Here is a 19,288-nt window from a genome sequence, read left to right as displayed (position 1 = left end):
ACGATCCTCTACGGTACTTCTCACCGCACGGCTCAACCACGCACCCTCCGTCCTCCCACTGCGAGGTGCCCATGAGCACGACCCCTCCACCTCAGGCCCTGACCGACGACCCACCGGCCGGTGAACTCACCGAGCAGGACGGTGCGTTGGACTGGCTGCGCGCCCTCGGGCCGCGCGGCCGCCGCGCCTTCGCGGGCGCCTTCGGCGGCTATGCCCTGGACTCCTACGACTACTTCACGCTCCCGCTGAGCATGGTCGCGCTGGCCGCGTACTTCGGCCTGGACAGCGGCCAGACCGGCCTCTTCACGACCGTCACGCTCGTGGTGTCCGCGGTCGGCGGCGCCCTCGCGGGGGTGGTGGCGGACCGGGTCGGCCGGGTCAAGGCGCTGATGATCACGGTGATCACCTACGCCGTCTTCACCGTGGCCTGCGGCTTCGCGCCCAACTACGAGACCCTGCTGGTCTTCCGGGCCCTCCAGGGCCTCGGTTTCGGCGGCGAGTGGGCGGTCGGCGCGATCCTCGTCGCCGAGTACTCGAGCGCCAAGCACCGGGGACGCACCCTCGGCGCGGTCCAGAGCTCGTGGGCCGTGGGCTGGGCGCTGGCCGCGATCGTGTACACCCTGGTGTTCTCGTTCGCCGGCGACGACCTCGCCTGGCGGATCATGTTCTGGACGGGCGCGCTGCCCGCGCTGCTGGTGATCTGGATGCGGCGCCGGGTGCACGACGCCCCGCAGGCGGTGGCCGTGCGCGAACAGAGCACCGAGAAGGGCTCGTTCACCGCGATCTTCAAGCCCGGCCTGCTGCGCACCACGATCTTCGCCGGGCTGCTCTCCACCGGCGTCCAGGGCGGCTACTACACGCTGGCCACCTGGGTGCCGACCTACCTGAAGAGCGACCGCGGCCTCTCGGTCGTCGGCACCGGCGGCTACCTGGCGTTCCTCATCTCCGGCGCCTTCCTCGGCTACCTGACCGGCGGCTACCTCACCGACCGGCTGGGCCGCAAGCGCAACATCTGGCTGTTCGCACTGCTGTCGGCGATCTGCATCCTGGCGTACGCGAACATCCCGGACGGCGCCAACGGCCTCCTCCTGGTGCTCGGTTTCCCGCTCGGGTTCTGCATGTCGGCGATCTTCAGCGGCTTCGGGTCCTTCCTGAGCGAGCTGTACCCGACGGCGGTACGGGGCACGGGCCAGGGCTTCACCTACAACACCGGCCGCGCCGTGGGCGCCGTCTTCCCCACCACCGTCGGCTTCCTGGCCGACAGTTGGGGCGTGGGCGGCGCGCTGGTCTTCGGCGCGATCGGCTACGGCATCGCGGCACTGGCCCTGTTCGGGCTGCCGGAGACGCGTGGAAGGGAACTCGCGTGAACCGCACGGAAGACCGCCCCTTGACCCTGGTCGACGAGCACGCGCACGCGTGGAGCCCGAAAAGCGCCCGGTCCCGTTTCCGCAAAGGGCTCACCGGGCCGACCTCTGGGGTCGCGGCGGGCCACACCCAGGTCAACCTGATCTCGGTGCCCGCGGACTGGGCGTACGACATGCTGCTGTTCTGTCAGCGCAACCCCAAGCCCTGTCCCGTACTCGACGTCACCGACGCCGGTTCCTTCACGACCGTCCTCGCGGACGGGGCGGACCTGCGCACCGATCTGCCGCGCTACCGGGTGTGGCGGGACGGCGAGTTGGTGGACGAGCCGACGGACGTGCGCGCGTACTGGCGCGGCGACCTGGTGTCGTTCCTGATCGGGTGCAGCTTCACCTTCGAGTGGGCGCTGGCCGAGGCCGGCGTCCCGATCCGGCACATCGAGCAGGGGCGCAACGTCCCGATGTACGTGACCGGCCGGCAGTGCCGGCCGGCGGGACGGCTGCACGGGCCGATGGTGGTGTCCATGCGGCCGGTGCCGCCGGAGCGTCTTGCGGCGGCGATCCGGGAGACCAGTCTGCTCCCGGCGGTGCACGGCAGCCCCGTACACTGCGGCGATCCCGCGGGCCTCGGCATCGGCGACCTCGACCGCCCCGACTTCGGTGATCCGGTGGCCGCCGAGCCGGACGACATCCCGGTCTTCTGGGCCTGCGGAGTGACCCCGCAGGCGGCCGTGATGGCCTCACGCCCGCCCTTCGCCATCACCCACGCACCCGGGCAGATGTTCCTTACCGACGCCCGCGACGAGCAGTACCGCGTGGCCTGAGCAGAGAATGGATACATGACCGCGATCGACCTGAACGCCGACCTCGGCGAGGGCTTCGGCCACTGGCGGCTGACCGACGACGAACAGTTGCTGTCCGTCGTCACCAGTGCCAACGTGGCCTGCGGATTCCACGCCGGGGACCCGGTCATCATGCGGCGGGTGTGCGAGCTGGCCGCCGAGCGGGGGGTGCGGATCGGCGCCCAGGTCTCCTACCGGGACCTGGCGGGGTTCGGGCGGCGCGCGATGGACGTGCCGTCCGCGGAGCTCACGGCCGAAGTGGCGTACCAGATCGGCGCCCTGGAGGTCTTCGCGCGGGCGGCGGGCACGCGCGTGGCGTACGTCAAGCCGCACGGCGCGCTCTACAACCGCGTCGTGCACGACGCGGAGCAGGCCGGTGCGGTCGTGGCCGGCGTGCGGCTCGCCGACGCCACGCTGCCCGTGCTCGGCCTGCCCGGCTCCCGGCTCCTCGCTCTGGCCGGCGAGGCCGGACTCCCGACCGTCACCGAGGCGTTCGCCGACCGCGCCTACACCGACGAGGGCACGCTCGTGCCGCGCGGCGAGGAGGGTGCCGTGGTGACCGATCCGGCGTCGGTCGTGGAGCGCTCGGTGGGCCTGGCCCGCGACGGGCTGGTCACCTCCCGTTCCGGGACCCGGATCGCCGTACGCGCGCGTTCCCTGTGCGTGCACGGGGACACGGCCGGGGCCGTCGAGCTGGCCCGGCTGGTCCGGGCACGCCTGGAGGCGTCGGGCGTGCGGGTGGAGGCCTTCGTATGAAGGCGCTGCCCGTCGGCGACAACGCCCTGCTCGTCGAGGTGTCCTCCGGCGAGGAGGCGCAGGCGCTGCACGCGGAGCTGCTGCGCCGCCGCGCGGAGGGCGCGCTGTCGGTTCGCGAGATCGTCCCCGCGGCCCGCACGGTCCTCCTCGACGGACTGGACGACCCGGCCCGCCTCGCCTCCGAACTGACCGCGTCCGAGGTACCGCCCGCTCCCCCGCGCACGGGTGCGGCGGTCGAGATCCCGGTGCGCTACGACGGCCCGGACCTGGCCGACGTCGCCGCGCTCTGGGACGTCGACGAACGCGAGGCCGTCCGTATCCACGCGGACACCGAATTCACCGTCGCCTTCTGCGGGTTCGCGCCCGGCTTCGGCTACCTGACCGGTCTCCCGCCGCGCTACGACGTCCCACGCCGGGCGACACCCCGTACGGCCGTCCCCGCGGGCTCGGTCGCGCTGGCAGGCCCGTACACGGGCGTGTACCCGCGCTCCTCGCCGGGCGGCTGGCAGCTGATCGGGCGCACCGACGTCGTCCTGTGGGACCACGCGCGCGCGCCGGCCGCGCTGCTGTCGCCGGGCACGCGCGTGCGCTTCGTCCCGGTGGGGCACTCATGACGGACAGCGCGCTCTTCGTCGTACGGGCGGGAGCGCTCACGACCGTGCAGGACCGGGGGCGTCCCGGGCACGCCCACCTCGGCGTGCCGCACTCCGGCGCCCTGGACGGCCCCGCGGCGGCCCTCGCCAACCGGCTGGTCGGCAACCCGCCCGGCGCTGCCGTCCTGGAGACCACCGTCAACGGCTGTGCCGTACGCCCCCGTTCGACGGTCACCGTGGCCGTCACCGGCGCCCCGTGCGCGGTCAGGGTGGACGGCCGGCCGGCCGCCTGGGGAGCACCCGTGTCCGTGCCCGCCGGCGCGGTCCTGGAGGTGGGCACGGTGATCCGCGGCGTACGGAGCTACCTCGCGGTCCGCGGCGGTATCGCCGTGGAGCAGGTGCTCGGCAGCCGCTCCACGGACCTGCTGTCCGGCCTCGGCCCGCCACCGCTCGCGGACGGCCAGGTGCTCCCCCTGGGGGATCCGCACGGCCACTACGCACGCGTGGACGTCGCCCCCCAACCCGCTCCCCCGGAGGAACTGGTCCTACGGGTGACCCCGGGCCCGCGCGACGACTGGTTCACCCCGGACGCCGTACGCACCTTCACCTCGCGCGCGTACCGGGTCTCCCCGTCCAGCAACCGCATCGGCCTCCGTACAGAGGGCCCTGCCCTGGAACGGTCCCGCCCCGGTGAACTCCCCAGCGAGGGCATGGTCCTGGGCGCGGTCCAGGTCCCCCCCGACGGCAGACCGGTCGTCTTCCTCGCCGACCACCCGACCACCGGCGGCTACCCGGTGATCGCGGTCGTCCACCGGGCGGACCTGCCCGCCACCGCCCAGGCCGCTCCGGGCACGCCGGTCCGGTTCGTGACGGTACGGAGGCGCTGACCGGGGCCGCGGCGGCATCCTCCGCGGCTCGCCGATCCGCCCACGCCCCTACGCGACGTCCGGCTGCCGTTGCTCCGCCACCGACAGTGCGGCCAGGGCCGACGACACCGCTGCGGCCGTCCGTAGGTCGAGTCGGGCGCTGGTGCCCCGGGCGCGGTGCCGCATCTCGTCGGCGGCGAGCCTCAGGAGTTGCGGCAGCAGGTCGGTGCAGCGGCGGGCCACCCAGCCGGTGCCGGCGGTGGCCAGCCACACGAGGCTCGCCGACTTGGTGGGCACGGGGAACTCGGGCTCGGGCGAGGGCGCGGTGCCCGTCGCGAGGCCTGCCTCTGCCAGCAGCGCGTGGAAGCGGACCGCCAACTGCCGGTGCCCCCGCTCGCCCGGGTGCAGCCGGTCCGCGCTCCACATGGCGCGATCCATCAGCCAGGCGCCCTCGGCCGCGTGCAGATGGACCGCGCCGTACCGCTCGGAGAGCGCGTGGACCACGGTGTTGACCGCCCGTTGCCGCCGGGCCAGCGGACGCGCCAGCGCACCCGGCAGGCCGAGCATCGCGCCCGGGTCGGGCAGACAGGCCGTGAGCAGGACCGCGCCCTGCTCGGTGAAGGCGGCGTACACCTCGTCGAGCCGTTCGGCGACGGCGTGGATGTCGAAGGTGCAGCGCAGGGTGTCGTTGACGCCGATGACCACCGACACGACATCGGGCCGCAGGGCCAGCGCGGCCGGCGTCTGCTGCTCCAGCACCTCCCGCGTCTGCGCCCCGCTGACGGCGAGGTTGGTGAACTCCACGGAGGCCTGCGCCTCGACGGAAGCCAGCGCCTCAAGGGAAGCCGGGGACTGCGCCGACTCCGCCGTCCCCTCGATCCCCGCGACCCCCACCCCCCGCTCGGCGAGCCCCTCGGCCAGCAGCGCGGCCCAGCCGCGCCACCCGTCGCCGACGGGATCGCCCACGCCCTCGGTGAGCGAGTCACCGAGGGCTACGAAACGCACCGTTCTCATGCCACGCCCCCGGGCGCATAGGGCCGTACCGGCACCGCCGCGTCGTGCGCGGCGAGGAAGGCGTCCACGGCCGTGTGCCAGCCGAAGCACTCCGCACGCGCGCGGGCGGCTTCCCGCCGCTGCCCCTCGGGGAGTTCGAGGAGCATGTCGACGGCGTCCGCGAAGGCGTCCCCGCGGTCGGCCGCGACGGCGCCGGCGGAGCCGATCACCTCCGGCAGCGCGGACGACGTACTGACCACCACGGGCGTGCCGCAGGCCATTGCCTCCAGCGCGGCGAGCCCGAAGGTCTCGGCGGGCCCGGGAGCCAGGCACACGTCCGCCGAGGCCTGGAGCGCGCCGAGCGCGTCCCGGTCGGAGACGTGGCCGAGGAAGGTCACGGGCAGCCGCCGCTCGCGCGCCCGCTCTTCGAGCCGCAGCCGCAGCGGCCCGTCCCCGGCGACCACCAGCACCGCCTTCCGGCCGCGCCGCAGCAGCGACTCCAGGGCGTCGAGGGCGGTACCGGGCCGCTTCTCCACGGACATCCGGGTGCACGTCACGAGCAGCGTCTGGTCCACGCGCGCGTACCGGGCCCGCAGGCCGAGGTCACGCAGCGAGGGATGCCGCTCGACCAGGTCGACGCCCAGGGGGGCGCGTACGACGTTGCGGGCGCCGATCCGTACGAACTCGCGCTCGGCGAACTCGGTGGTGCACACCACGCGCGAATACGTGTGTGCCGTACGGACGTTGAGGGCGTCGGCGGCGCGCCGGGCCGCCGGCTCGGACAGGCCCCAGGTGCGCAGGACGCCGTCGGCGGTCTCGTGGGAGACCATCACGGCGGGCACACGCGCGCGTCGCGCCCACTTGCCGGTCCACCTCAGGGTCGTACGGTCGGAGACCTCCAGGCGGTCGGGGGCCAGTTCCTCCAGGAGCCGGGCCACGCGCCGCCTGTCGGTCAGGACGCGGTATCCGCCGGTGCCGGGCAGCAGCGGACCGGGCAGGGTGATCACGCGCCCCTGCTCGGTCTCACGGTCGTCGGCACGCTCGCCGGGAACGATGAGCACGGGGTCGTGCCCGGCCTCCTTGAAGCCCTTGCCCAGCTCGCGCAGCGCGGTGCGCAGACCGCCGGACGAGGGCGCGACGAAGTTGGCGAGGCGCACGATTCGCAGGGAGCTCACGCCGCCACCACCGTCTTCCGTGCGGCCAGTACGGCCCCGTAGTGGCCGATCAGCTGGTCGCCGACGGCCGCCCAGGTGCGGCCCTCGACGGTGGTGCGCGCGGCGGCGCCGAAGGAGGCCCGCAGCCCGGCGTCGGCGGCCAGGGAGGCCACCGCCTGCGTCACGGCGTCCGCGTCGCGCGGCGGGACCAGGAACCCGGTGCGACCGTGGTCGACCAGGTCGAGGGGACCGCCGACGGCGGGGGCGACCACGGGCACGCCGCTCGCCATGGCCTCCTGCACGGTCTGGCAGAAGGTCTCGAAGGGCCCGGTGTGCGCGAAGACGTCCAAGGAGGCGTAGATCTTGGCGAGTTCGTCGCCGGTGCGGCGGCCGAGGAAGACCGCGCCGGGCAGTTGTTCCTGCAGGTTCGGCAGGCTCGGTCCGTCGCCGGTCACCACGACCCGGACGCCGGGCAGAGCGCACACGCCGGCGAGCAGTTCGACCTGCTTCTCCGGTGCGAGCCGGCCGACGTAGCCGACGAGCAACTCGCCGCCCGGGGCGAGTTCGCGCCGTATCGCCTCGTCGCGGAGTTCGGGGCGGAAGCGGACGGTGTCCACGCCCCGCTGCCACAGCCGCAGCCGGGGCACACCGTGTGCCTCCAGGTCGTGCATGGCGGCGCTGGACGGGGCGAGGGTGAGGTCGGCGGCGGAGTGGACGGAGCGGATGCGACGCCAGGCCGCGGCCTCGCCTGCGCCGACGTAGGTGCGGGCGTATCCGGCGAGGTCGGTCTGGTAGACGGCGACGGCGGGGATGCCGAGCCGGGCGGCGGCGGCCATGCCGCGGACGCCGAGGATGAAGGGGCTGGCCAGGTGGACCACGTCGGCACGGTGCTCGACGAGTGTGGCGGCGAGGCGTCGGCTGGGGAGGGCGACGCGCACCTGGGGGTAGCCGGGGAGCGGGAGGGAGGGGACATGGACGACGGGGCACGGCGCCGAGGCGTCGGGCCGGTTCCCGGGCGCGGGGGCCGGGGCAACGACGACGGGGGCGTGACCGCGATCTACGAGGTGCCGGGCGGTCTGGAGCGCGCAGTGGGCCACGCCGTTCACGTCGGGGGGAAAGGATTCGGTCACGATGACGACACGCATACCCGTGTTGTCGCCGTGCCGGACGTGGACGCGTCAAAGTGGATCTTTACGAAATACAAACGTCCCATGAGCGTTGCACGCCACACCCGAGCAGGTCGGACCGCGTCCACGCCCGCCTGACCCGCGGGTCACCTCTCGTTCATCCGGAGCCCGTGCCGATGCCCGTTCTCCCCGTGGGAGGTGGCTCAAACGGCGGGTCCGTCCGGTCCGATCCGGCTGCGTACGGCGGTCTGGACCTCGGCCTCCTCGGCCGGGTCGGCGGCCAGGCGGCGGAGCTGCTCGACGACGCGGGTGTCACCGGTCTCGGCATGCCGGGCGGCGATCTCCCGGGTGGTCTCCTCGCAGTCCCAGAGGCACTCGACGGCGAAGCCGGCGGGGAAGGAGGGGTCGGTGGCGGCGAGGGCGCGGGCGGCCCGGCCGCGGAGGTGGGAGGAGGCGGTCTCGCGATAGATGTGGCGCAGTACGGGGGCGGCGCAGGCGATGCCCAGCCGGCCGGTGCCGTCGACGAGGGTCCACAGGGTCGGGGCGTCGGGGCCCTCGCCCCGTACGGCCTCGCGCAGGGCGCCCAGGACCAGGTCCCGGTCCTCGACGCCGCCCCGGCAGGCGAGCATGCGGCCCGCGGCGGCGCCCAGCGGGTCGGGCCGGTGGGCCCAGCCGCGGGCGCGGTCGACGGCGGCGACACTGCGCATCCGTTCGAAGGCGGCCACGGCGGCCTCCACGACGGTCTGCGAACCGGTGGTCACGGCCCGCTCGATGAGGTCGAAGGCGTCGGAGTCGTTGCTGTCGGCCAGATACCGCACGGCGGTGCAGCGGGCTCCGTCGGTGCCGTCCACGGCTGCCAGGAGGATCTCGGGCCGGTCCTCGGGACCGGCTACGGCCATGAGACAGCGGGCGGCCGGGATGTGCAGCTCGACGCCGCGTTCGAGGCCCTGCTGAGCCCACTCGAACACCGCCTGCACGCTCCACCCCGGACGGGGCCCACTAGGTCGCATCTGCCGCTGCCAGCGGTCGAAGCAGCCGGCCTCCTGTGCGGCACGCACGCGCGTGGCGACCGATTCGCGCGGATCGTCGGCCCACAGCCGCCACGGCCGGGGCTCGAAGGCGTCGCGGACGACGGCGGCGAGTTCGGCCTCGCCCTCGGCGTCGGTGGCGAACCGGGCCAGCACGGGCGCGGCCAGGGCACGCAGCCCGGCGTCGTCGTCCCGCAGCGCCAGCTCGTCCAGGGCCCAGGCCCAGTTGGAGCCGGAGGCGGCGTACCGGCGCAGCAGTTCTAGCGCGTCCAGCCTGCCGTAGGAGGCGAGGTGGCCGAGGACCGCGAGGGCCAGGCCGGTGCGTGACTCCTCGGTGTCGAAGACGTCCTCGACGTCGAAGAGGTGCGCCTCGATCTCGTCCAGCTCGCCGTTGAGGTCGAGGTAGAGACGGGCGTAGTACAGGGAGCGGTTCTCCACCTGCCAGTCGTGGCGGGGATCACGCAGCACGCAGTGGTTCAGTGCCGCGAGCGCCTCGGCGCGCGGTGCGGTGAGCGCGTGCAGCGTGCCGTCGCCACGGCCCCTCTGAAGGAGGCCGAGCAGGGTTCCGCTGGGCGCTATGACCGGATCGAACATGGGAAACAGCCTCACATCAAGCGTCGACGCAACCGGGGAGCACGCATTACCTGGCCGCGTGACACAACGTCGGAGCGCCCGCCGTCTCTTGCTTGCTGTAGACCATCTTCCTCTGCCTCTCGTCGGTGGCCCATGCGGGCCGCATCACGGCCCGCGCGGTGCGGCAACACCTGCCCAGCCATCGCGTCCGTGAATCACGACGTCATGATGACCCGGCACTTCGGCCCGCCGCGACCGAAATTTCGGCGGCCTTGTACCGCCTCCCCCGTTATCTGTGTCTTCGCTGGTCAGAACATACGGTTCAGTGGACGCCGAACAGTTCGAGCAGTTCTGTCTTGCCGAACATCCGGGCCGTGTCGACGGCCGACGGGGTGCCCTCGGAGGGGTCGGCGCCACCTTCGAGGAGGGCTTCGATCACTTCCGTCTCACCCTTGAAGACCGCTCCGGCGAGCGGGGTCTGTCCCCGGTCGTTGATCCGGCCGGCCTCCGCACCCCGGGCGAGCAGCGCGCGTACCGCCTCCGCGTGCCCGTGGTAGGCGGCGAGCATCACGAGGGAGTCGCCGCGGTCGTTGGTGAGGTTGGCCGGAACGCCCGCGTCGACGTACGCCACGAGTGCCTCGGTCTGCCCCTGTCGGGCGAGATCGAAGATCTTGGTCGCCAGCTCCACGACCTCGGGGTCGGGGGCTTCAGTCATCGGCCGGTCCGCCTCTCATACAACCGTTCAGGTGAATCGCCAGGGTACTGGCTCACGACGTACATGACCCGAAGTGCCCGAGGTAAAGATCACGGCAGACCCGGTCGGACGCAAGTGCCCTGCTCAACGCCCCCGAAGCGCTCCGCCAACCGAGGGAAATTCGCCGAAATTCACCCAGTTGCACCTTTTATCGTATGGATACATCCTGTGAGCCTGGAAGTACTCATGGTGACTGTCCCCGCGAACCAGGAGATCTCAAATGATCCTGTCCATCTCAGGCGTGGTCCTTCTCGGCATCATCGTCTTCCTCTTCTTCCGCAAGGACGGCCTGAAGGCGTCGCACGCCATGGTGTCGGCCCTGTTCGGCTTCTACCTGGCGAGTACGGCGATCGCCCCGAGCATCAAGGCCGGCGGCGAGAGCCTGGCCGGTCTGCTCGGCGGCATCAAGTTCTGACGCCGTTCCCTCCGTCCGTACGCACCTTCAGGAGACAGCAGTGGCCCGGCGCCCCCTCCCCCGCATCCTGAGCACAGGCAGCACGCAGATCGCCCGGAGCCGGGAGCTGGCCCGGACGGCGGCCGACAGCGCCACCGACGTCCTCCATCCGCTGATCACGGTCTCCCGCGGTCTGCGCCGGCTGGCGGCGGCCGGGCGGCGCAGATGGGCCGACACCCCCAAGGACAAGCGCGGGCCGCTGCTGTTCCTGGTGGCGTCGGTGGTCCTGGTCGTGGCGCTGGTGCCGTACGGTCCGCTGCTCGCCGTCATCACCCTGATGGCGGCGGCAGCATGGCAGGGCCGCGACCGCACCGAACCGGAGCCCGACGGTCCGGACGAGTCGCAGACCCAGCGCCTCCAGTCCCTGTACGAGGCCCTGGTCCCGTACTTCTCGATCCCGGAGGACCCCGCCCCGCTCTACGCCCACGGCGGCGAGTGGGAGAAGGCCTTCCCTGCCTACGAGTTCGACGGGTCGGGCCGTGTCACCCACCTCACGGTCCGCTACCCGGCGTACTTCACCGACGGCGAGCCCGACTCCCGCGCGCGGATCGAGCAGCTGCTGCACGCCAAGTCGGGCCGCGGCCGCGAGTACCGCTTCACGTGGGACGAGGAGGGCAACCAGCTCACGATCACCGTCCTGTCCCCGCTGCCCACCGACATCGCCGCCCAGCGCTTCGTCACGGCACCGGGCGAGACGGTCCTCGGCTTCACCGACCCCTCCGAGGTCCAGCGCACGCTCCCGCTCACCCACGGCGAGGAGCGGCGCGACGTCCCCCCGGTCGTCTGGCGCACCGGAATCCGCTCCACCGAGCCGCACCTGCTGGTCGTCGGCCAGCCGGGCAGCGGCACCTCGACCCTGCTCCGCTCGATCGCCCTGCAGGCCCTCCAGTACGGCGACGTCCTGATCGTCGAGGGCGGCGGCACCGGCGAGTACGCGTGCCTGACCGGCCGCGACGGCGTCCTCGCGGTCGAGTGCGGTCTGGCCGGGGCGCTGGCCAGCCTGGAGTGGGCCGCCCACGAGACGGAACGCCGGCTGATCGCACTGAACCGCGCCCGGCAGGCGGGCCACCCGCCGCCGGACGACACCAAGCGCCCGCTGTGGATCCTCCTGGACCACCCGAGCGCCTTCACCCACCTCGCCGCCGCCGACGCCCGCAAGGACCCCCAGTCCCTGCTCCAGGTGCCGCTGCGGCACGGCCGCGCGGCGAACGTGACGGTGGTTGTGGCCGACCAGTTCGACAGCGCGGACACGCTGAGCGAGCCGGTACGGCAGCACACGCGCGCGCGTGTGGTCCTCGGCCCGGCGACCGCCGGTCAGCTGGAGGCGGTCCTGGGCGCCCCGCCGCACACCACGCCGGTCACCCAGGTCCCGCCCGGCCGTGGTTACGCCCGCCTCGGCACGGGCTCCGTCCACCGCCTCCAGGTCCCGGCGACCCCGGACCCGTACGACGACGCGACGAGCGACGCGGACCGGCAGGCGGTGCTGGCCCTGCTGCCGCCCCGGACGACGCCCGCGGACGCGGAAGGCGTGGAGGCGGCCCAGGAGCCGACGGAGGCGGAGCCCGTACCCGCGGACGTCATGGTGACGGAGGGCTCGTAGCGGATCGCCGATCGAAGCCCCGGGTGACTCTCGGTCGCCCGGGGCTTCGCCGTCTCAGGCCGTTTCACGCCACGAACGTGCGCGGCGCCTCGCCCGTTCCGGAGCCCCCGCTCTCCACCAGCTTCGCCGCGGCGGCGAGCCGCACGGCCGCCTCCTCCGCGACCGCGCCCCCCACGGTGAACGGCAGCCGCACATAGCCCTCGAAGGCACCGTCGACCCCGAACCGCGGTCCCGACGGCACCCGCACCCCGACCCGCTCCCCCGCCTCGGCGATCCGCGAGCCCGACAGGCCCCCGGTCCGCACCCACAGCGTGAGTCCGCCCCGGGGCACCTCGAACTCCCAGCCCGGCAGCTCCCGCCGCACCGCCGCGACCAGGGCGTCCCGGTTCTCCCGCGCCTGGGCGCGCCGCACCTGCACGGCCTGCTCCCAACCGCCGGTGCCGAACAGCCAGTTCACGGCCAGCTGCTCCAGCACCGGCGTGCCCAGGTCGGCGTAGGCGCGGGCGGAGACCAGGCTGCGGATCACGTCCGGGGCGGCGCGCACCCAGCCGATGCGCAGGCCCGCCCAGAAGGCCTTGCTGGCCGAGCCGACGGTGATCACCACGGACCCGGCGGGGTCGAAGGCGCAGACGGGCCGCGGCATCTCGACGTCGTCGTCCAGCCAGAGTTCGGTCATCGTCTCGTCGGCGATCAGCACCGTGCCCGCGGAACGGGCCGCCTCCACGAGCTGCCGGCGCTGGCCGTCGTCGGCGAGCGCGCCGGTCGGGTTGTGGAAGTCGGCGACGATGTACGCGATGCGCGGCGCGGCCTCGCGCAGCACCTGCCGCCAGCGGTCCAGGTCCCAGCCGGTCAGCCCCTCGGCCATCGCGACCGGCACCAGACGCGCTCCCGCCTCCCGCATCAGCTGAAGGATGTTGGCGTACGACGGCGACTCCACGGCGACCCGCTCGCCGCGGCCCGCGAAGAGGTGGCAGATCGCGTCGATGGCGCCCATGGCGCCCGTCGTCACCATGATCTGCTCGGGCATCGTCGGGATCCCGCGCGCGGTGTACCGGTCGGCGATCATCGCGCGCAGCGCGGGCAGTCCGGCCGGGTAGTCGCCGTGCGTGTGGGCGTATGGCGGCAGCTCCTCCAGGGCGCCCTGGACGGCCCGGGTCAGCCACGGCTCGGGCGCGGGCAGTGCCGCGCAGCCCAGGTCGATCAGGGAGCCGAGCGCCTCGGGCGGCAGCGGCTCCAGCCCGCGCGCGGGGAGCGGGTTTCCGGCCGGCACGGCGGTCCAACTGCCCGCGCCGCGCCGGGACTCCAGGAATCCCTCGGCGCGCAACGCCTCGTAGGCCGCCGCGACCGTCGTACGGCTGACGGACAGGGCCAGCGCCAGCTCGCGCTCGGCGGGCAGCCGGGCAGCAACCGGCACCCGGCCCTCCAGGACCAGCAGCCGTACGCCGTCGGCCAGCGCCCGGTAGGCCGGCGGCCGTCGGGTGCCAGGGCCCGCGGGGCGGTCCTGCTGGGAGTTGAGCAGCCGGGCGAGCTGGGCCGCCCCCATCGCCGAGGTCCACTGCGCCATGAAAACCAGTCCACCTTCCTCGAATTGGCCATGGATGACGTCCCCACCCAAGCCACAGGGTGACATGGAGCAGGCCACTAGGACCACTGGAGGATCCCCTTGTCCACGAAGAGCCGTCTCCCGAGACGGTTGATCCAGCTGTACGTCGGGCTCGCCCTGTACGGAGTCAGCTCCGCGCTTCTCGTCGTGGCGGGCCTGGGTCTCGAACCCTGGAACGTGCTGCACCAGGGCCTCGCCGAGCTCACCGGCCTGACGATCGGCGTCGTGTCGATCATCGTCGGCGCGGCCGTGCTGCTCCTGTGGATCCCGCTGCGCCAGCGACCCGGCCTCGGCACGGTCTCCAACGTCTTCGTGGTCGGCCTCGCCATGGACGGCACGCTCGCCCTGGTCCCCGACGCGCACTCCCTGGCCGTACGGATCCCACTGATGCTGACCGGCATCCTGCTCAACGGCGCGGCCACCGGTCTCTACATCGCCGCCCGCCTCGGCCCGGGTCCGCGGGACGGCCTGATGACCGGGCTGCACCGGCGTACCGGCCGCTCGATCCGGCTGCTGCGGACGGCGATCGAGATCGTGGTCGTCGCGACCGGCTTCGCCCTCGGCGGCACCGTCGGCGTCGGCACGGTCCTGTACGCGGTGTCGATCGGACCGCTGGCCCAGCTCTTCCTGCGGATGTTCGACGTCCCCTCGGCATCCGGCGGCAGCACGGTCGTTGCCACCGTGCAACCGCGGCGCGCGATACTGCGTCGGTGAGCACGCCGATACGCCACCCCTACCTCGACCACCCCGGCCCGATCCCCTTCGCCCACCGGGGCGGGGCGGCGGACGGTCTGGAGAACACCGCACTGCAGTTCCGGCGGGCGGTCCAGGCGGGTTACCGCTATCTGGAGACCGACGTGCACGCCACGGCGGACGGCAAGCTGGTCGCCTTCCACGACGCGACGCTGGACCGGGTGACCGACGGCGGCGGACGCATAGGCGACCTCATGTGGAAGGACGTCAGCCACGCGCGCGTGGCGGGCAAGGAACCCGTACCGCTCTTCGAGGACCTCCTGGAGACCTTCCCCGAAGCGCGCTGGAACGTGGACCTCAAGGCCGAGGCCTCGCTCCGCCCCTTCCTGGAGCTGATCGAGCGCACGAACACCTGGGACCGCGTCTGCGTCGGCTCCTTCTCCGAGGCGCGCGTGCTGCGCGCCCAGCGGCTGGCCGGACCGCGCCTGGCGACGTCGTACGGCACGCGGGGCGTGCTCAATCTGCGGCTGCGCTCCTGGGGTGTCCCGGCCGCGCTGCGCCGCTCCGCGATCGCCGCCCAGGTGCCCGAGGCCCAGTCCGGTATCCAGGTCGTCGACCGGCGCTTCGTACGCACCGCCCACGCGCGCGGGCTGCAGGTGCACGTGTGGACCATCAACGAACCCGATCGCATGCACCGGCTCCTGGACCTGGGGGTGGATGGCATCATGACCGATCACATCGACACGTTGCGCAAGGTCATGGAAGAGCGTGGCGTCTGGGCCTGAGGCCCTGGACCACCCCGCCGAGCCTTCGCATTCAGCGGGGAAGCGAGGGCACGGGTGAGCGCCGACACCGTGCGGGCGGAAGCCTTCGACCGGCAGCGCGAACAGCGCGGCTGGTACTTCTACGACTGGGCCTGCTCGGTCTACTCGACGAGCGTGCTCACCGTGTTCCTCGGCCCCTATCTGACGTCGGTCGCCAAGGACGCGGCGGACCCGGACGGGTTCGTGCATCCGCTGGGGATACCCGTGCGCGCCGGGTCCTTCTTCGCGTACTCGGTGTCCTTGTCGGTGATCGTGGCCGTGCTGGTGATGCCCCTGGTGGGCGCGGCGGCCGACCGCTCGGGCCGCAAGAAGCCGCTGCTCGGAGTGGCGGCATATGTGGGCGCCGCGGCGACCACCGGCATGTTCTTCCTGGACGGCGACCGCTATCTGCTGGGCGGCCTGCTGCTGATCGTCGCGAACGCGGCGCAGTCGGTGGCGATGATGCTCTACAACTCCTACCTGCCCCAGATCGCCCCGCCCGAGGAGCGCGACGCGGTCTCCTCCCGGGGCTGGGCCTTCGGCTACGCGGCCGGATCACTGGTCCTGATCGCCAACCTGGTGCTCTATCTGGCGCACGACACCTTCGGCGTCTCGGAGCCGATGGCCGTCCGCATCTGCCTGGCCTCGGCCGGCCTGTGGTGGGGTGCCTTCACGCTGATCCCGTTGAGCCGGTTGCGCGACCGCCGCTCCGGGCCGCGGACCGAGCCGACCGCCCCGGGGTTCCGCCAATTGGCCGCGACGGTCCGCCACATGCGCCGCCACCCACTGACCCTCTCCTTCCTGCTGGCCTACCTCGTCTACAACGACGGCATCCAGACGGTGATCTCCCAGGCCTCGGTCTACGGCTCCGAGGAACTCGGCCTCGGCCAGTCCACGCTGATCGCCGCGATCCTCCTGGTCCAGGTGCTGGCGGTGGCGGGCGCGTTGGGCATGGGGCGACTCGCCCGGACGTACGGCGCCAAGCGCACCATTCTCGGCTCGCTGGTGGCGTGGACGGTGACGCTGGCGGCGGGGTACTTCCTGCCGGCCGGCGCGCCGGTGTGGTTCTTCGTCCTCGCGGCCGGCATCGGCCTGGTCCTGGGCGGCAGCCAGGCCCTGTCCCGCTCCCTGTTCTCCCATCTCGTCCCGCCCGGCAAGGAGGCCGAGTACTTCTCGGCGTACGAGATGAGCGACCGGGGCATGAGCTGGTTGGGCCCTCTTCTGTTCGGGATCACCTACCAGCTGACAGGAAGTTATCGGGACGCGATCATCTCCCTGGTGGCCTTCTTCGTCATCGGGTTTGTGCTGCTCGCACGGGTTCCGGTGCGCCGGGCGATCGGCGACGCGGGCAATCCTGTTCCCGAGAGGATTTAGCGTTCGACGCGAAAGGGCGGTAGTGTACGCGTTTGGCCTGCCAGGCGTACCGTTACTGCGCGTCAAAGATGCCGAAACGCTGGGTGACATCTGCTAGCAGATGTGACAAAACGGGCACTGGTGGGTACAACAAGGGGCGACTACGACGGTGACGCATGACCCGGAACGGGACCCGGAACGGGAATCTTTACCGCCGACCGGACGTTGACCGGATGACGACGACAGCGACACCTGTCCTGTGGGCGACAAGCCCGGGAGGCACGATTCATGAGTGAGCGAGCTCTTCGCGGCACGCGCCTCGTGGTGACCAGCTACGAGACGGACCGCGGCATCGACCTGGCCCCGCGCCAGGCCGTGGAGTACGCATGCGAGAAGGGGCACCGCTTCGAGATGCCCTTCTCGGTCGAGGCGGAGATTCCGCCGGAGTGGGAGTGCAAGGTCTGCGGGGCCCAAGCTCTCCTCGTTGACGGCGACGGCCCTGAAGAGAAGAAGGCCAAGCCCGCGCGTACGCACTGGGACATGCTGATGGAACGGCGCACCCGAGAGGAGCTCGAAGAGGTCCTCGAGGAGCGTCTGGCCGTTCTCCGCTCCGGCGCGATGAATATCGCGGTACACCCGAGGGACAGCCGCAAGTCGGCGTAGTCCCTGCGGGGCTTGAGCGGGAACACAACGCGCACGTAACCGCGGGCGCCGTACGTGAAGTTTGCGTACGGCGCCCGCGGTTTTTGTTTGGGTACGGCTGGGTTTTTGCGGGTGGGTTCTTGGGTGCGACTGGGTGGGGGTGCGGGCCCTGGGGCTGCGCCCCCAGACCCCCATCGGCCCGGAGGGCCTCGTCCTCAAACGCCGGACGGGCCGAAAATGGGACGCTCTCAGCCTGTCAGCGGACGCTTCGGTTCCTGAGTGGGTGGCTCGTCGCGGATGACCTCGCCCTGGACCACCTTGCCGTCGGGGCGGTGCATGCGGGCCTGTTGGAAGGCGTCGCCCAGGCTGCCGGGGCCGGCCGCGCGCAGCTTGCGTTCCACCGTGCGCTCCGCCAGGCGGCTCAGGGCCTTCTGGACCGGGGGGATCAGCAGGAGGAGGCCCAGGGCGTCCGAGATCAGGCCGGGGATCATGAGGAGCAGGCCGCCGAGCATCATCAGCCCGTTGCCGCCGCCGCTCGCCGGGGCGATGCCCTTCTGGACCGCCTCGTTCAGGTTCTGGAAGGCCCGTCGGCCCGCCTTCTTGATCACCGCCGCGCCGACCACGAAGCCGGCGACCAGCAGCAGGAACACGGTGAACCCGCTGGAGGCGCCCGCGACCACGGTCAGCAGCCAGATCTCCAGCACCAGCCAGGCGGCGGCGCCCAGCGGCAGGAAGGTCCGCAGCCGCGAGCGCCGGGGCCGGGCCGGATGGGTGGGGGTCTGAGCACCAGTCGTCATGTATCCAGTGTGCCTGGGCCCGGCTCAGTGCGGCATAAGAGGATGATCAACGGGGCCTGTGAAGGCCGTCAGGGCTGCTTCTTGTCGCGTCCCAGCACTTTGCCGACCCGCTCCGTCGCGCCCCACGCCGTGACCCGCCACAGCGCCTCCACGAGGATGTCGCGGCTCATCTTGGAGTCGCCCAGTTCGCGCTCGACGAACGTGATGGGCACCTCGACGACGTGGTAGCCGGCCTTGACCGAGCGGCGGGCCAGGTCGACCTGGAAGCAATAGCCCTGGGAGGAGACCTCGTCGAGGCCGAGGCCTTCGAGGGTCTCGCGGCGGAAGGCGCGGTAGCCACCGGTGATGTCGCGCAGCGGCAGGTCGAGAGCGAGCCGGGAGTAGAGGCTGCCGCCGCGGGAGATGGCCTCGCGGCTCTTGGGCCAGTTCACGACCCGCCCGCCCGGCACCCAGCGCGAGCCGAGCACGAGGTCGGCGCCCTTGAGGGCGGTGAGCAGCCGGGGCAGCTCCTCCGGCTGATGGGAGCCGTCGGCGTCCATCTCGATCAGCACGCCGTAGCCGTGCTCCAGACCCCAGCGGAAGCCCGCGAGGTAGGCGGCGCCGAGGCCTTCCTTGCCCTTGCGGTGCAGCACCTGGACCTGGTCGTCCTCGACGGCCAGTTCGTCGGCGAGCTTGCCGGTGCCGTCGGGGCTGTTGTCGTCGGCCACGAGGACGTGTGCCTCGGGGACGGCGGCACGCACCCGGCCGACGATCGACTTGATGTTCTCCGCCTCGTTGTAGGTCGGGATGATCACCAAGGCGGTGCCGAGCGGCCCGAACTGCCTCCCCCGGTCCTGTGCCGCGAGGGTCCCGTCGCCGTCGTTCACTGCTGCCCCTTCGTGTCCGTACGCAGACATCCACCATAGTGGCCGCCGCCTGCGATGACGTGACAGAAGGTTCGTATGGTGGTGTCGTTTCCACAAGAGCGGGGTAAGCATGGGCTTTTCGGGTTTTTTGTGAGCTGTGAATCGGCTGCGAACTGCGGATGGGGGCCCGGCGCCCTTCGGGCCGACCTGGGGCCCGCTGGCTGCGGGTCGACCGAAAGCCGTTGTCTACTGAGCGTCCGGGCCCCACCCGGGTCACACCTCCCCGACCGGCCGGAACGTTCCCTCGCTGCGGCGCGGGCACTGAGCCTGGCTGCCAGTGGCGGTGCCCCGGTGCGGCACACCGTCCCTGACCCAGCGGCGCCGCGACGAGTGCGCGGACGTTCCCCGGTCGGGCGTCCGGTGGTGGACTCGGCCGAACCTACCGGCCCGT

The 19,288-nt window shown here is 72.4% G+C and carries 19 protein-coding genes; 11 read left to right on the top strand and 8 right to left on the bottom strand.

Translation table 11 applies throughout. The features are described 5' to 3' along the window. The first annotated feature begins 71 nt into the window (after positions 1-71). The 5 genes from M2283_RS22675 to M2283_RS22655 are packed head-to-tail and all read left to right on the top strand — an operon-like array spanning position 72 to position 4,439. On the top strand, positions 72-1,367 hold the full coding sequence (locus M2283_RS22675) for an MFS transporter (RefSeq protein WP_280878150.1): 1,296 nt from the start codon (positions 72-74) through the stop codon (positions 1,365-1,367). Further along, positions 1,364-2,185, top strand: coding sequence for a putative hydro-lyase (locus M2283_RS22670; protein ID WP_280878149.1), 822 nt, complete (start codon positions 1,364-1,366; stop codon positions 2,183-2,185). Before M2283_RS22675 ends, M2283_RS22670 begins: the two co-directional genes overlap by 4 nt. Positions 2,186-2,200: 15 nt before the next feature. Beyond that, positions 2,201-2,959, top strand: a complete 759-nt coding sequence (locus tag M2283_RS22665) for a LamB/YcsF family protein (protein WP_280878148.1) — start codon at positions 2,201-2,203, stop codon at positions 2,957-2,959. After that, the gene (pxpB, locus tag M2283_RS22660; protein WP_280878147.1) at positions 2,956-3,573 is read left to right on the top strand and encodes a 5-oxoprolinase subunit PxpB; all 618 of its coding nucleotides are present in this window, start codon (positions 2,956-2,958) and stop codon (positions 3,571-3,573) included. The genes M2283_RS22665 and pxpB overlap by 4 nt, the downstream gene beginning before the upstream one ends. Next, a complete protein-coding gene (locus M2283_RS22655; RefSeq protein WP_280878146.1) occupies positions 3,570-4,439 on the top strand; it encodes a biotin-dependent carboxyltransferase family protein in 870 nt (289 codons plus the stop codon). Before pxpB ends, M2283_RS22655 begins: the two co-directional genes overlap by 4 nt. A 48-nt stretch (positions 4,440-4,487) precedes the next feature. Here the strand turns inward: M2283_RS22655 and M2283_RS22650 are convergent, their stop codons facing one another. From M2283_RS22650 to M2283_RS22630, 5 genes are all read right to left on the bottom strand, one after another. Further along, positions 4,488-5,432, bottom strand: a complete 945-nt coding sequence (locus tag M2283_RS22650; protein WP_280878145.1) for an SGNH/GDSL hydrolase family protein — start codon at positions 5,430-5,432, stop codon at positions 4,488-4,490. After that, positions 5,429-6,586 carry a glycosyltransferase gene (locus M2283_RS22645; RefSeq protein ID WP_280878144.1) on the bottom strand — a complete coding sequence of 386 codons (1,158 nt, stop codon included), beginning with the start codon at positions 6,584-6,586 and terminating at the stop codon, positions 5,429-5,431. Before M2283_RS22645 ends, M2283_RS22650 begins: the two co-directional genes overlap by 4 nt. Beyond that, positions 6,583-7,710 (bottom strand): glycosyltransferase family 4 protein, encoded by a 1,128-nt coding sequence (locus tag M2283_RS22640; RefSeq protein WP_280878143.1) that lies wholly within the window; start codon positions 7,708-7,710, stop codon positions 6,583-6,585. Before M2283_RS22640 ends, M2283_RS22645 begins: the two co-directional genes overlap by 4 nt. Before the next feature lie 185 nt (positions 7,711-7,895). After that, positions 7,896-9,314, bottom strand: a complete 1,419-nt coding sequence (locus M2283_RS22635) for a HEAT repeat domain-containing protein (RefSeq protein ID WP_280878142.1) — start codon at positions 9,312-9,314, stop codon at positions 7,896-7,898. A gap of 301 nt (positions 9,315-9,615) precedes the next feature. Next, on the bottom strand, positions 9,616-10,008 hold the full coding sequence (locus tag M2283_RS22630; protein ID WP_280878141.1) for an ankyrin repeat domain-containing protein: 393 nt from the start codon (positions 10,006-10,008) through the stop codon (positions 9,616-9,618). A gap of 259 nt (positions 10,009-10,267) precedes the next feature. On the opposite strand from M2283_RS22630, the gene M2283_RS22625 reads away from it, so the two are divergent. Together M2283_RS22625 and M2283_RS22620 are read left to right on the top strand one after the other, a co-directional pair. Beyond that, on the top strand, positions 10,268-10,462 hold the full coding sequence (locus M2283_RS22625) for a hypothetical protein (protein WP_121404479.1): 195 nt from the start codon (positions 10,268-10,270) through the stop codon (positions 10,460-10,462). A gap of 40 nt (positions 10,463-10,502) precedes the next feature. Then, the gene (locus M2283_RS22620; RefSeq protein ID WP_280878140.1) at positions 10,503-12,101 is read left to right on the top strand and encodes an ATP-binding protein; all 1,599 of its coding nucleotides are present in this window, start codon (positions 10,503-10,505) and stop codon (positions 12,099-12,101) included. A gap of 64 nt (positions 12,102-12,165) precedes the next feature. Here M2283_RS22620 and M2283_RS22615 read toward each other — a convergent pair whose 3' ends face one another. Next, positions 12,166-13,665: a PLP-dependent aminotransferase family protein gene (locus tag M2283_RS22615; RefSeq protein WP_280878139.1), complete on the bottom strand. Its 1,500-nt coding sequence runs from the start codon at positions 13,663-13,665 to the stop codon at positions 12,166-12,168. A gap of 99 nt (positions 13,666-13,764) precedes the next feature. On the opposite strand from M2283_RS22615, the gene M2283_RS22610 reads away from it, so the two are divergent. From M2283_RS22610 to M2283_RS22595, 4 genes are all read left to right on the top strand, one after another. Then, a complete protein-coding gene (locus M2283_RS22610) occupies positions 13,765-14,418 on the top strand; it encodes a YczE/YyaS/YitT family protein (RefSeq protein ID WP_280878138.1) in 654 nt (217 codons plus the stop codon). Then, the gene (locus M2283_RS22605; RefSeq protein WP_280878137.1) at positions 14,415-15,182 is read left to right on the top strand and encodes a glycerophosphodiester phosphodiesterase; all 768 of its coding nucleotides are present in this window, start codon (positions 14,415-14,417) and stop codon (positions 15,180-15,182) included. Before M2283_RS22610 ends, M2283_RS22605 begins: the two co-directional genes overlap by 4 nt. A 54-nt stretch (positions 15,183-15,236) precedes the next feature. Continuing rightward, the gene (locus M2283_RS22600) at positions 15,237-16,574 is read left to right on the top strand and encodes an MFS transporter (protein WP_280878136.1); all 1,338 of its coding nucleotides are present in this window, start codon (positions 15,237-15,239) and stop codon (positions 16,572-16,574) included. A 267-nt stretch (positions 16,575-16,841) separates the two neighbouring features. Next, complete coding sequence (locus M2283_RS22595) at positions 16,842-17,216, top strand: RNA polymerase-binding protein RbpA (protein ID WP_003977404.1); 375 nt, start codon at positions 16,842-16,844, stop codon at positions 17,214-17,216. A 227-nt stretch (positions 17,217-17,443) separates the two neighbouring features. On the opposite strand, the gene fxsA is transcribed toward M2283_RS22595, so the two are convergent. Further along, positions 17,444-17,992: an FxsA family membrane protein gene (gene fxsA, locus M2283_RS22590; protein WP_280878135.1), complete on the bottom strand. Its 549-nt coding sequence runs from the start codon at positions 17,990-17,992 to the stop codon at positions 17,444-17,446. Between the two features lie 68 nt (positions 17,993-18,060). Beyond that, positions 18,061-18,858: a polyprenol monophosphomannose synthase gene (locus M2283_RS22585; protein ID WP_280878134.1), complete on the bottom strand. Its 798-nt coding sequence runs from the start codon at positions 18,856-18,858 to the stop codon at positions 18,061-18,063. Positions 18,859-19,288: the final 430 nt, after the last annotated feature.

The sequence above is a fragment of the Streptomyces pseudovenezuelae genome, from assembly GCF_029892565.1.
GTDB lineage: Bacteria > Actinomycetota > Actinomycetes > Streptomycetales > Streptomycetaceae > Streptomyces > Streptomyces pseudovenezuelae_A.
Note: the sequence above shows the minus strand (reverse complement) of the source record. Positions and strands in the feature narration are given on the sequence as shown.

Bases quoted from the DNA above. Each gene is read 5' to 3' on its own strand.
- M2283_RS22650 (WP_280878145.1), bottom strand. From the start codon at position 5,432: ATGAGAACGGTGCGTTTCGTAGCCCTCGGTGACTCGCTCACCGAGGGC.
- M2283_RS22635 (WP_280878142.1), bottom strand. From the start codon at position 9,314: ATGTTCGATCCGGTCATAGCGCCCAGCGGAACCCTGCTCGGCCTCCTT.
- pxpB (WP_280878147.1), top strand. From the start codon at position 2,956: ATGAAGGCGCTGCCCGTCGGCGACAACGCCCTGCTCGTCGAGGTGTCC.
- M2283_RS22625 (WP_121404479.1), top strand. From the start codon at position 10,268: ATGATCCTGTCCATCTCAGGCGTGGTCCTTCTCGGCATCATCGTCTTC.
- M2283_RS22595 (WP_003977404.1), top strand. From the start codon at position 16,842: ATGAGTGAGCGAGCTCTTCGCGGCACGCGCCTCGTGGTGACCAGCTAC.
- M2283_RS22640 (WP_280878143.1), bottom strand. From the start codon at position 7,710: ATGCGTGTCGTCATCGTGACCGAATCCTTTCCCCCCGACGTGAACGGC.
- fxsA (WP_280878135.1), bottom strand. From the start codon at position 17,992: ATGACGACTGGTGCTCAGACCCCCACCCATCCGGCCCGGCCCCGGCGC.
- M2283_RS22615 (WP_280878139.1), bottom strand. From the start codon at position 13,665: ATGGCGCAGTGGACCTCGGCGATGGGGGCGGCCCAGCTCGCCCGGCTG.
- M2283_RS22655 (WP_280878146.1), top strand. From the start codon at position 3,570: ATGACGGACAGCGCGCTCTTCGTCGTACGGGCGGGAGCGCTCACGACC.
- M2283_RS22675 (WP_280878150.1), top strand. From the start codon at position 72: ATGAGCACGACCCCTCCACCTCAGGCCCTGACCGACGACCCACCGGCC.
- M2283_RS22630 (WP_280878141.1), bottom strand. From the start codon at position 10,008: ATGACTGAAGCCCCCGACCCCGAGGTCGTGGAGCTGGCGACCAAGATC.
- M2283_RS22665 (WP_280878148.1), top strand. From the start codon at position 2,201: ATGACCGCGATCGACCTGAACGCCGACCTCGGCGAGGGCTTCGGCCAC.